The sequence below is a fragment of the Stenotrophomonas maltophilia group sp. LNF247 genome (assembly GCF_054083135.1).
Map to the genome: position 1 here is coordinate 39,847 of NZ_JBSRQL010000023.1, position 11,373 is coordinate 51,219.

General features: G+C 67.1%; 15 protein-coding genes. 12 read left to right on the forward strand and 3 right to left on the reverse strand.

The features are described from left to right. Positions 1-107 precede the first annotated feature (107 nt). From ACTXG9_RS18010 to ACTXG9_RS18055, 10 genes are all read left to right on the forward strand, one after another. Positions 108-1,184 (forward strand): NAD(P)H-dependent flavin oxidoreductase, encoded by a 1,077-nt coding sequence (locus tag ACTXG9_RS18010; RefSeq protein ID WP_206621924.1) that lies wholly within the window; start codon positions 108-110, stop codon positions 1,182-1,184. After that, complete coding sequence (locus ACTXG9_RS18015) at positions 1,181-1,963, forward strand: aminotransferase class IV family protein (protein ID WP_111099004.1); 783 nt, start codon at positions 1,181-1,183, stop codon at positions 1,961-1,963. Before ACTXG9_RS18010 ends, ACTXG9_RS18015 begins: the two co-directional genes overlap by 4 nt. Before the next feature lie 307 nt (positions 1,964-2,270). After that, positions 2,271-2,702, forward strand: a complete 432-nt coding sequence (locus ACTXG9_RS18020; RefSeq protein WP_258391450.1) for a suppressor of fused domain protein — start codon at positions 2,271-2,273, stop codon at positions 2,700-2,702. A 188-nt stretch (positions 2,703-2,890) separates the two neighbouring features. After that, positions 2,891-3,151, forward strand: a complete 261-nt coding sequence (rpsP, locus tag ACTXG9_RS18025; protein ID WP_005415733.1) for a 30S ribosomal protein S16 — start codon at positions 2,891-2,893, stop codon at positions 3,149-3,151. A gap of 44 nt (positions 3,152-3,195) precedes the next feature. Further along, positions 3,196-3,708 (forward strand): ribosome maturation factor RimM, encoded by a 513-nt coding sequence (gene rimM, locus ACTXG9_RS18030; protein WP_019659264.1) that lies wholly within the window; start codon positions 3,196-3,198, stop codon positions 3,706-3,708. 8 nt (positions 3,709-3,716) lie between these two features. Further along, positions 3,717-4,475: a tRNA (guanosine(37)-N1)-methyltransferase TrmD gene (gene trmD / locus ACTXG9_RS18035; protein WP_021202471.1), complete on the forward strand. Its 759-nt coding sequence runs from the start codon at positions 3,717-3,719 to the stop codon at positions 4,473-4,475. A 154-nt stretch (positions 4,476-4,629) separates the two neighbouring features. Further along, the gene (gene rplS / locus ACTXG9_RS18040) at positions 4,630-5,031 is read left to right on the forward strand and encodes a 50S ribosomal protein L19 (protein ID WP_005408597.1); all 402 of its coding nucleotides are present in this window, start codon (positions 4,630-4,632) and stop codon (positions 5,029-5,031) included. A gap of 82 nt (positions 5,032-5,113) precedes the next feature. Then, the gene (locus ACTXG9_RS18045; RefSeq protein WP_021202472.1) at positions 5,114-5,494 is read left to right on the forward strand and encodes a DUF6404 family protein; all 381 of its coding nucleotides are present in this window, start codon (positions 5,114-5,116) and stop codon (positions 5,492-5,494) included. A 78-nt stretch (positions 5,495-5,572) separates the two neighbouring features. Continuing rightward, entirely contained in the window at positions 5,573-6,007 is a 435-nt protein-coding gene (locus ACTXG9_RS18050; RefSeq protein ID WP_021202473.1) for a DUF1801 domain-containing protein, read from the forward strand. A 38-nt stretch (positions 6,008-6,045) separates the two neighbouring features. Continuing rightward, the gene (locus ACTXG9_RS18055; RefSeq protein WP_019659260.1) at positions 6,046-6,456 is read left to right on the forward strand and encodes a DUF1801 domain-containing protein; all 411 of its coding nucleotides are present in this window, start codon (positions 6,046-6,048) and stop codon (positions 6,454-6,456) included. A 68-nt stretch (positions 6,457-6,524) separates the two neighbouring features. Here ACTXG9_RS18055 and ACTXG9_RS18060 read toward each other — a convergent pair whose 3' ends face one another. After that, a complete protein-coding gene (locus tag ACTXG9_RS18060; RefSeq protein ID WP_021202475.1) occupies positions 6,525-7,997 on the reverse strand; it encodes an MATE family efflux transporter in 1,473 nt (490 codons plus the stop codon). 62 nt (positions 7,998-8,059) lie between these two features. Here ACTXG9_RS18060 and ACTXG9_RS18065 point away from each other — a divergent pair, with 62 nt between their 5' ends. Next, positions 8,060-8,299, forward strand: a complete 240-nt coding sequence (locus ACTXG9_RS18065; protein ID WP_021202476.1) for a hypothetical protein — start codon at positions 8,060-8,062, stop codon at positions 8,297-8,299. A gap of 9 nt (positions 8,300-8,308) precedes the next feature. Further along, positions 8,309-8,716 carry an RNA-binding S4 domain-containing protein gene (locus ACTXG9_RS18070; RefSeq protein ID WP_021202477.1) on the forward strand — a complete coding sequence of 136 codons (408 nt, stop codon included), beginning with the start codon at positions 8,309-8,311 and terminating at the stop codon, positions 8,714-8,716. 35 nt (positions 8,717-8,751) lie between these two features. On the opposite strand, the gene ACTXG9_RS18075 is transcribed toward ACTXG9_RS18070, so the two are convergent. Both ACTXG9_RS18075 and ACTXG9_RS18080 read right to left on the reverse strand, forming a co-directional pair. After that, positions 8,752-9,354: a DUF937 domain-containing protein gene (locus tag ACTXG9_RS18075; RefSeq protein ID WP_206621923.1), complete on the reverse strand. Its 603-nt coding sequence runs from the start codon at positions 9,352-9,354 to the stop codon at positions 8,752-8,754. A gap of 108 nt (positions 9,355-9,462) precedes the next feature. Next, positions 9,463-11,106: a catalase gene (locus ACTXG9_RS18080; RefSeq protein ID WP_425605084.1), complete on the reverse strand. Its 1,644-nt coding sequence runs from the start codon at positions 11,104-11,106 to the stop codon at positions 9,463-9,465. Positions 11,107-11,373 lie beyond the last annotated feature (267 nt).

Sequence of the window (11,373 nt, forward strand, 5' to 3'; positions counted from 1 at the left end):
GCTCGGGCGGCGGCGCACAGTCGCCGCAGCAGGCCGTCAGGCAGCAGGCTCGACTCTTCCCCTGTCCTGCGCGCACCATGAGGGCCTGTCCAAAATGATGGGCCGTCATGCAGAGTTCCGCTGTAGCTTCCCGCGCCGAGGCGTTCTGCCGGCGCTTTGGCGTTTCCGTTCCAATCCTGCTGGCACCGATGGCCGGCGCCTGCCCGGTGCCGTTGTCGGCCGCGCTGGCCAACGCCGGCAGCATGGGCGCGATGGGCGCGGTGTTGTCCTCTTCGGCCGATATCGGTCGCTGGATGGACGAATTCCGCACCGCTTCGACCGGCCCGGCTCAGGTGAACCTGTGGGTGCCCGATCCCGCACCGACCCGTGATGTTGCCGCCGAAGCCGCCAGCCGCGCCTTCCTCGCGCAGTGGGGCCCGGACGTGCCCGCCAGTGCCGCCGACGCCACGCCCGCCGACTTCGAAGAACAGTTCGCCGCACTGCTGGCCGCGCGCCCGGCGGTCGCCTCGACCATCATGGGCGTGCTGTTGCCGCATCACGTGCAGCAGCTGAAGGACGCCGGCATCGCCTGGATCGCCTGTGCCACCACCTTGTCCGAAGCGCGCGCGGCACAGGACGCCGGTGCCGATGCGGTGGTGGCGCAGGGCGCGGAGGCCGGCGGCCATCGTGGCGCGTTCGATCCGGCGATGGCCGAGCGCCAGTTGGTCGGGTTGTTCGCACTGCTGCCGCGCCTGGCCGATCACCTGCAGATTCCGGTGATTGCCGCAGGCGGCATCGCCGACGGCCGTGGCATCGCTGCCGCACTCACGCTGGGGGCCAGCGCCGTGCAGATCGGCACCGCCTTCCTGCGCACGCCCGAAGCGGCGATCGCTTCGGCGTGGGCTGATGGGCTGGCCGCCAGCGAACCGGAAGACACTTGGCCGACCCGTGCCTTCAGCGGTCGCCTGGGTCGTGGCCTGGCGACACCCTATGTGCGCGCCGCTGCCGCAGAAGGAGCCCCCGCGCCGCGTCCATACCCGGTGCAGCGTGGGCTGACCGCGCCGATGCGCAAGCAGGCCGCGCAGGAAAACCGCCTGGCGGCGATGCAGGCCTGGGCCGGGCAGTCGGCGTGGATGGCGCCGGCGCAGCCGGCCGCCGACGTGCTGCGCGGCATGTGGGAGCAGGCGCAGGCACTGTTGCCATGATGGTGAGCTGCAACGGCCGGGCGGCGCAGGTGGAGGATCTGCTGCCGGCGCTGGTGAACTACGGCCACTTCACTTCGCTGCAAGTGCGCGACAGCGCAGCGCAGGGCTTGGACCTGCATCTGGCGCGGCTGTCGCAGGCCACGCGCGAACTGTTCGGCAGCAAACTGGATACGGCGCAGGTGCGGGGCTGGATGGCGCAGGCGCTGCGGCAGGCCGGCCTGGCCGATGCCTCGCTGCGGGTGACGGTGTACTCGCGCCGCTTCGATTTCCGCAATCCGCTGGCGGCGGTGCCGGTGGACGTGCTGGTGGCGGTTTCAGCGCCGGTGACGCTGACCGCCTCCAAGCGTGTGCGCAGCGTGACCTGGCAGCGCGAGCTGCCGCAGCTCAAGCATGTGGGCACCTTCGGCCTGTTCGCCGAGCGCCGCGCGGCGATGGCCGAAGGATTCGACGACGTGCTGTTCGTGACCGCCGATGGCGAAGTGAGTGAAGGCAGTACCTGGAACCTGGCCGTGCACGATGGTGAACGGCTGCTCTGGCCGCAGGCGCCGGCCCTGCGCGGTACGGCTGAGGCGCTGCTGAAGCGGCACTGGCCCGATGCGCAGTTGACGCGGCCGTTGGCGCTGGCTGAACTAGGCAGTGTGAAGGCCGCTTTTGCCTGCAACGCCAGCGGCCTGTGGGCACTGGAGGCCATCGACGGACATGTCCTGCCCGGCTCGCAGACGCTGGCTGAACAGGGCAGGGCGGTGCTGGCGGCGGTGGCCTGGCAGCCGCTCTCCTGAACGAGGCGCGCGGGCTGCCGGTCGCCAAGCATGGCCGCACGCTACCTTGAAGCGTTGCAGCTGGTAGCGCCGGGCCATGCCCGGCGGATGCCGCCGCAGCGAACAACGCACCGGGGTTCCAATCCGATATGAGTACGGTCACCGAGCAGCATCGCGCGGTAGCGATGCACGCAATCAAGATCATGGGCGGTGAGGCGCGGCCCAAGGTCCAGACCTTTCACGATGATCATCGCCTGCGTTCGGTCGATATCCTTACGACGTCCAACTCGCCGGAAGCAGGGCTGAAGTCCATCTCGTCCATCGGACTATCGGACTATCGGATTTTGCTTTACGTCATTCAGAGGGGCACGAGCTGGAAACCCGCGTCGAGCTGTGCGCGTGTGCGGAAGATGACACGCAGCACTGGGACAACGTGGTCGCCTCGACCGCCTTTGCAATCATGCGTGATCGTGCGGCGGTGTGGCCGGGCTGCGTGATTCCCGACATCCTGCAGGACTACTTCCCATCGACCCGGATGCCGCACGTCTATCTGGTGCTGCCCTTCTTCTGGAATGACGCAAGTTTTCCAGGGTTGGAGGTTCCGCCCGTGGCGATCAATTGGCTGCAGTGCATCGCCATCCACGAATCCGAGCGGCAACTTGTCGAGCGGATTGGCGGCGATGCATTTGACGACCTGCTGCAGCGGCACGAGGTAGATGTGCTGGACATGCATCGGGCGCCTGTCGCTGGAGCACGTTGACGTTATCGCCATGGGGACGTCGGCGGGGTAAGTCAGAAGTTGATCACATTGCTGAACAAAAGCCGCCGGGCATGGCCCGGCGCTACCGTGAGGGCGCGGCGTCATATGGGGTTGGCTAGGCCGGGGTCTGCCGCTATAATCGCCCGCTTACCTCGCCATCCTGGCGACTGGGCAATAGGAAAAACACCATGGTCAAGATCCGACTGACCCGCGGCGGCGCCAAGAAGCGTCCGTTCTACCACATCATCGTCACCGACGTGCGCAGCGCGCGCGACGGCCGCAACATCGAGCGCGTTGGCTTCTACAACCCGGTCGCCCAGGGCGCCGAGAAGCGCATCGAACTGGACCTGGCCCGTGTTGACCATTGGGTCAAGAACGGCGCCCAGCCGACCGACAAGGTCCGCAACCTGATCAAGGAAGCGACCAAGTCCCAGGCCGCTGCGGCCTGATCCTGACGGGCCACGCTTCGGCGTGGCCCTCTTGGTTGAAGCAGATGAAAGATATCGAGCGCCGCATCCTGCTGGGCAGGGTTGTCGGCGCTTTTGGTGTGCGCGGCGAGATCAAGCTCGAGTCCTGGACCGAGCCACGTTCCGCCATTTTCCGTTACCAGCCGTGGATCGTGCGCAGCCCGTCCGGCGTGGAAACCACGATAGAAGGTGTGCGTGGCCGTGACAGCGGCAAGCACCTGGTCGCCCGTTTCCCGGGCGTCGAGGACCGCGACGTGGTCGAAGCGATGCGCGGCACCGAAATCTACGTGGCCCGCAGTGCATTGCCGCCACCGAAGCCCGATGAGTACTACTGGGTGGACCTGGAAGGCCTGGACGTGACGACCACCGAGGGCGTCGCCCTGGGCCAGGTCTCGCACCTGTTCAGCACCGGCGCCAATGATGTGGTGGTGGTCCGTGGTGACCGCGAGCGGATGATCCCGTTCGTGCTGCCGGACTTCGTCAAATCGGTCGATTTCGAGGCCAATCTGGTCGTGGTCGACTGGGATCCCGAGTTCTGAGCAGACGCATGCGTTTCGACGTCATCACCCTGTTCCCCGAGTTCCTCGCCCAGTCCGCTGGATTGGGCGTGGTCGGGCGCGCGCGGGAGAAGGGGCTGTTCAGCCTGCATGGCTGGAACCCCCGTGATTACGCCGAAGGCAACTATCGCCGGGTGGACGACCGTCCGTTCGGCGGTGGCCCGGGCATGGTGATGCTGATCGAGCCGCTGCAGGCCTGCCTGCAGGCGATCCGCGATGCCGATCCAACCCCGGCGCGGGTGATCTACCTCAGCCCGCAGGGCGCGCGGTTGACCCAGGCCAAGGTGCGGGAGCTGGCGGCGCTGCCGCGCATGGTCCTGCTCTGTGGCCGCTACGAGGGCATCGACGAGCGTTTCCTGGAGGCCAATGTCGACGAGGAAATCTCCCTCGGCGACTACGTGCTGTCCGGGGGCGAGCTGGGCGCGGCGGTGATCATCGACGCCGTGGCCCGCCTGCAGGAGGGGGCCCTCAACGATGCGGAGTCGGCGGCGCAGGACAGCTTCGAGGGCGACCTCGGCCTGCTCGACTGCCCGCATTACAGCCAGCCGGCCCAGCACCCGCTGGGAGACGTGCCGGAGGTGCTGCGCTCGGGCAACCACGCAGCCATCGCCGCCTGGCGCCGCCAGCAGTCGCTGCTCCGGACTGCCCAGCGACGCCCGGACCTGCTGGATGAACAGGCGCTGGGCAAGGCCGACCGCAAACTGCTGGACCAGGCCCGCCAGGCCCGGAAACCCAAGGCCAGCCCCTAGCGCAGGGCTGGCTTTATCGGCTATCATGGCCAATTCCCGCCAGCCCCGGTTGGCGCGCGCAGTACCCAAAACAAACGTGCAGCACAGTCCGGTGACTGCATGAGCCCACGTTGTCGATACGACACGCCCACCCGAACAAGAATCGGTGTAACCCATGAGCAAGCTGAACAAGTCCATCGTCGCGGAATTCGAATCCGCCCAGATCACCCGTGAACTGCCGAAGTTCAGCCAGGGCGACACCGTTGTCGTCAACGTGAAGGTGAAGGAAGGCAGCCGCGAGCGCGTGCAGGCCTACGAAGGCGTCGTCATCGCCACCAAGAACGCCGGCCTGAACTCCTCGTTCACCGTGCGCAAGATCTCGCACGGCTACGGCGTCGAGCGCGTTTTCCAGACCCACAGCGCCATCATCGACTCGGTCGAAGTGAAGCGTCGTGGTAAGGTCCGCGCCGGCAAGCTGTACTACCTGCGTGGCCTGGAAGGCAAGGCTGCCCGCATCAAGGAAGACCTGGCTGCCGCTGCTGCCGCCAAGGCTGCCCGTCTGGCCGAGAAGGCCTGATAAACAACTTCGGTTGTTGCCGCGACGGCCACCTTCGGGTGGCCGTTTGCGTTTCCGGCATTGCATCGGCCACGATCGGGTGATGAATGACGTCAATCCGCACTATCCCGTCGTGATCCAATCGGCGCTGCGCTTTCTTGATGACAAGGGGCTGGCACGCGCGCAGTCGGCGCCGCTGTTGCATCGGCTGCTGTGGCGCGCAGGCATCGCACTGCCGCCCCCGATCCTGGCTGGTTTCGGTACCAATGCGCTGGTGCAGGGCCTGCTGTTCGGGCTGTTCTGGACCGCGCTGATGTGGCTGATGCTCTGGCAGGGCAGCGAGCGCCCGCTGGTGCTGTTGCTGGTGGCAGGCCTGTCGGCCGGAGCGCTGTTCGGCCTTGTGATGGCGGTGCTGATGCGCTCGCTGCGCCGCCACCGCCAGCTGCCGGAGTGGCGCCGGTTCCGCGCGCGGCAGGCGGACTGAGCCGATGGCGCACTGCGCCGTGACGCCCGGCACAGGCCGCGCTAGGCTGCAGCGTCATTCCGATGGTCGTACCGTGCGATGCCTGCCAAGCGAACCGCACCCACCGCTGTGCCCGCGCTGCTCACCGGTGGCAACCCGCAGATCGCCAAGGGCGAGGGCGATGCTCCGGTGCAGGCGTACATCGCCGCAATGCCGGATTGGAAACGTCCGATCGGCGCACGGCTGGATGCCCTGATCGAACGGGCCGTACCCGGGGTGCACAAGGCGGTGAAGTGGAACTCGCCGATGTATGCGGTGGCTGCGGGCGCAGGCTGGTTTCTCAGCTTCCATTGCTTCACGCGCTACATCAAGGTGGCCTTTTTCCGCGGCGCGGCCTTGACGCCGGTGCCACCGGAGCCCTCCAGGAGCGCCGACACGCGCTACCTGCACATCCACGAATCCGGCCTGTTGGATGAAGCGCAGTTCCTGGACTGGGTGCGCCAGGCCGCTGCGCTGCCCGGCGAGCGCATGTAAGCCCGGCATTCCGTTTCCCTTCCCGACGAGAGTCCCTGATGGCCACGCATGCTCCCAACCCTGACGATGCCGGAACACCGGCGGCCGAACTGATCGATGCACGCATCGCCGCGCTGGGGGACTGGCGCGGCGAAACGCTGGCACGCGTGCGTGCATTGATCCATGAAGCGCTGCCGGACGTGCAGGAAGCCTGGAAGTGGCGCGGTACACCGGTGTGGGAGCACAACGGCATCCTGTGCACCGGCGAAACCTACAAGCAGGCAGTGAAACTGACCTTCGCCAACGGTGCCGCGCTGGCGGACCCGAAGGGCCTGTTCAACGCCAGCCTGGAGGGCAACACGCGGCGTGCGATCGACATCCATGAAGGTGCGATGCCCGATTCCGCGGCGTTGAAGGCACTGCTGCGCGCGGCGGCGGCGTTCAATGCGGCGAAGAAGAAGAAGCGCTGACCGTCTTCTGTAGCGCCGAGCCCATGCTCGGCTGACAGGCCTGTGCGGACCAACGGTCCGCACCCACCTCACCGTGGCGGGGCTGACTCCAGCGCGGCATCCGGGTCGGCCACCGGCGACGGCGGACAGGCCGGAATCTCCGACGGCGTGGCCAGTTCCTCAGCGTGCGAAGGCTTGCCGATCATCTTCGCCTTGCGCCAGCCGCCCCAGCGGTAATACGCCAGCGACAGCAGCATGGACACGAACGAGCTGACCGGGAAGCTCCACCAGATCGCGTCGGCGCCCCAGTACGGTTGCAGCAGTTCGGCAAACGGCACGCGCACGCCCCACAGCGAGCCGGCCAGGATCAGCAGCGGCGGAATCACCGCGCCGGTGGAGCGCACTACGCCGGAGATCACGAAGCTGACGCCGAAGAACAGGAACGAGCCGATCACTACGTGGTTGAGGTGGCGCGCGATGTCCAGTGCCTGGCTGGCCGGTGGCAGGAACAGCGCCAGCAGCTGGCGATCGAACACCACCAGCGGCAGGATCAGCGCGCCGGTCAGCAGGAAATTGAACAGCACGCCCTGGCGTGCGGTGCCGCGTACGCGGTCCCAGCGCTGCGCACCGACGTTCTGCGCCGCCATCGAAGAGCACGCCGCGCCGATCGCCATCGCCGGCATCTGCAGGTAGTTCCACAGCTGCAGGGACGCGCCGTAGCCCGCGGCGGTGTCGGTGCCGTACTGGTTGACCATGGTCATCAGCAGGATCACCGACAGCGAGATCAGCACCATCTGCAGGCCCATCGGTACGCCCTTGATCACCAGCGCCTTGAGGATGGTCAGGTCGAGCCTGAACAGGCGCATGTCGGCGCGGCCCAGCCACAGGGTGTGGCGCTTGTGCCGCATGTACAACAGCAGGCCGGCCAGCGACAGCGTCTGCGCGATCAGCGTGGCCCACGCCGAGCCGGCGATGCCGAGCGCGGGGAGCGGCCCCATGCCGAAGATCAGCACCGGGTTCAGCACGATGTCCAAGGCCACCGACACCAACAGGAAACGGAACGGCGTACGCGAATCACCGGCGCCGCGCAGCGCCGCGGTAAGGAAGGCGAACGCGTACAGCGTCGGCATCGCCAGGAAGATGATCTGCAGGTAGGCCTCGGCCAACGGCAGCGAGGCGGCCGGCGTGCCCATCGCCGCCAGCAGCGGGTGGGCCATGAACCAGCCGGCGATGGCGATGATCACCGACAGGCCGATGAAGAAGGTGGCACTGGTGCCGACCACGCGCCGCGCCTGCGCGATGTCGCGCGCGCCGATCGCCTGTCCGATCAGGATGGTCGAGGCCATGCCGAAGCCGAACACCGAGCCGATCAGGAAAAACATGATGTTGTTGGCGTTCGCGGTGGCGGTCAACGCCGCCTCGCCGAGGAATCGCCCGACCCAGACCGCGTTCACCGACCCGTTCAGCGACTGCGCGATGTTGCCGGCCAGGATCGGCAGCGAAAACAACAGGAGATTGCGCCCGATCGGGCCGGAGGTCAGGTCAAGCGGCGCTTTGGCCATGGAGTGGTGATCGAATCCCGGGAGGCGCACACTAGCACCAAGCCGGTTTGCGGGATGTGGCAATGCATCAACGACTGCAGGTGAAGCGGAGCGTGGCGCTGGCCTTGATCGGCGCCGCCCTGGCCGCATGTTCGACGGGTGACCGGCTGGGCGATACCCAGGTGCGGCCGACCGACCGCCCCGAGTGCCTGGTCGGCAGCCAGCGCCAGGATCTGTCTGCTGGCGTACCCACGTTGATCGGCGGCAGCGGCTGCCGCACCGACCCCGACAACCCGCGTCCCCTGAACAAGCGAACGGAGTAGTCCCTGCCGATGACCGAGCTTTCCCCGCTGTCGCCCAGTGTCCGCCTGGACATCTGGCTGTGGGCGGCCCGTTTCTTCAAGACCCGCAGCCTGGCCAAGCAGGCGATCGAAACCGGCAAGGTGAGCGTGGCCGGGCAGCGCCCGAAATCCTCACGCGCGGTGCGCGTCGGCGAGCACTTGCAGGTCAACCGTGGTGAGGAGCATTTCGAGATCCAGGTGCTGGGCCTGAGCGACCAGCGCGGGCCGGCGCCGGCGGCGCAGCAGCTGTATGCCGAGAGCGAGGCCTCCAAGGCGCGCCGTGCCGAACAGCGTGCGCTGCGCATCGCCGCACGCGATGGTTTCCAGCCGCCGGAGCACAAGCCGGACAAGCGCGCACGCCGGTTGATCCGCGCGCTGGGTGATATCGACGCGTTGTAGGCGTGCGCCGGGTCATTGCCCGGCGCACACAAGCCTCAGCGTTTGCTGCCCAGCAGGCTGCCGCCGATCTTCAGCAGGTCGCCGACACCGAGCTGGCCGTCACCGTCCTGGTCCAGCACGCTGCCGAGCAGGCCACCGGCGATGCCACCCTGCTGCTGCACCTGCTGTTTTTCCTGGCCGAGGGCCTGGCTGAGCGCGCCTGCATCGGCTTGTCCGCCGCCGAGGCGCTGGGCGAGGAAGGCCATCACGATCGGTGCCAGGATCTGCAGCAGCTGGCTGGTGCGGCCGCTGTCGAGCTGGGTGGCCTGGGCCAGGCCGGTTTCCACCTTCTGCTGGCTGCCGCCGAAGATGTGGCCGAGGATGCCGGCGCCGTCGCTGGCGGCACCACCGCCACCGCCGCCCAGCACTGAACCGAGCACACTGCCCAGGTCCAGCCCACTGTGGTTGTTCTGCAGTGCGCCGAGCAGCGCCTGCGCGCCCTGCGGCTGCGAGGCGTTGTTGCCCAGCGCGCCCATCAGCACCGGCAGTGCGGCACTGATCGCACCGGAGGCCTGGGTGTCGCTGATGCCGAGCTGCTGCGACACCTGCTGCAGCGGGGCGCCCTGCAGTTTGGCGAGAAGTTCATCGGTCAGGCTCATCTGCGGAATCCTTGATTGGGGTTGGGCGTGCAGAAGGTACGACGCGGACCGTTAAAACGGCGACGCCGCCCCACACGGAGGCGGCGTGCCGTACACGGGGCAGGGCGATCAGAGCTCGATGTCTTCGGCGCCCGGGGTGGCAGTGGGGAAGTCCGCTTCCGGCTGCGCCGGCTTGAACGGATCCGACGGCTGGCTGGCCAGCGCCTTCAGCGCCGCAGCGACGCCGGCACCGTAGGCCGGGTCGGCCTTGCTGCAGTTGTCGATGTGGCGCTGCTTGATGAAGTCCGGCGCATCGCCCAGGGCGCGGGCGGTGTTGGCGAACAGGCGGTCCTTCTGTGCCTGGTTGTAGCTGCGGAACAGCGCACCGGGCTGGCTGAAGTAGTCGGCGTCGTCCTCACGGAAGTTCCAGAAGTCGGCGTCGCCCCGGATCTTCATCGGCGGTTCGCGATACTGCGGCTGCTCCTGCCACTGGCCGTAGCTGTTGGGCTCGTAGTGCGGCAGGCCGCCGTAGTTGCCGTCCACGCGCATCGCACCGTCGCGGTGGTTGCTGTGCACCGGACAGCGCGCGGCGTTGACCGGAATCTGGTGATGGTTCACGCCCAGCCGGTAGCGCTGCGCATCGGAGTAGGCGAACAGGCGCGCCTGCAGCATCTTGTCCGGCGACGGGCCGATGCCCGGCACCAGGTTGCTCGGCGCGAACGCCGACTGCTCCACGTCCTGGTACCAGTTGACCGGGTTGCGGTTCAGTTCGAACTGGCCCACTTCGATCAGCGGGTAATCGCTCTTCGGCCACACCTTGGTCAGGTCGAACGGATGGATGCGGTAGGTTTCCGCTTCCAGCTCCGGCATGACCTGGATGAACAGCTTCCACTTCGGGAAGTCGCCCTTCTCGATCGCGGCAAACAGGTCGCGGCCGTGGCTTTCGCGGTCATGGCCGACCAGGATCTGCGCCTGTGCGTCGGTCAGCGATTCGATGCCCTGCTGGCTGACGAAGTGGAACTTGACCCAGAAGCGTTCGCTGTCGGCGTTGGTGAAGCTGTAGGTATGCGAGCCGAAACCGTGCATGTGGCGGAAGCTGCGCGGGATGCCGCGGTCGCTCATCACCACGGTCACCTGCAGCAGGGCCTCGGGCAGCAGCGTCCAGAAATCCCAGTTGTTGCGCGCGCTGCGCAGGTTGGTATGCGGGTCGCGCTTCACGGCCTTGTTGAGGTCGGCGAACTTGCGCGGGTCGCGCAGGAAGAACACCGGCGTGTTGTTGCCGACCAGGTCCCAGTTGCCTTCTTCGGTGTAGAACTTCAGTGCGAAGCCGCGGATGTCACGCTCGGCGTCGGCGGCACCACGCTCGCCGGCCACCGTGGTGAAGCGCGCGAACATCTCGGTCTGCTTGCCCACCTTCTCGAACAGCTTGGCGCGCGTGTACCGGGTGATGTCGTGGGTGACGGTGAAGGTACCGAACGCGCCCGAGCCCTTGGCGTGCATGCGGCGCTCGGGAATGATCTCGCGGTTGAGGTTGGCCAGCTTTTCCAGCAGCCACACGTCTTCCATCAGCAGCGGGCCGCGCGGGCCAGCGGTCCTGCTGTTCTGGTTGTCCACCACCGGTGCGCCGAAGGCCGTGGTCATCGGCGTGACCGGATCGTCGCCGTGCTTCTGCTTCGGCGTGGTGCTCAGTTCACCCTGCTGCTGGGCGCCTTCTGCCGGCGACGGAGCGGTGTGATACGGGCACTTGGGACTGGTGTTATCGGACTGGCTCATGGCTGGCTCCTGCGGGTGAAGACGGGGGTGGAACATCTTCACTCGACTTTAGCTAGGGCCAGATGAAATGAATAATCGAATGATCCGTTCAGGCCGATAGTTTCTGTCAATTGAAACGTGAAGTAGGATTTGCAGAGCCTTTCGGACGGCCGCCCGCGCCGTGGCGGGAGCCGGAGCCGGGCGCGGCAGTCCTAGAGCAGCGCCTTCAGGCGGTACAACGCCTCCAGTGCCTGCTTCGGGGTCAGCTCATCGGGGTCGATGGCCGCC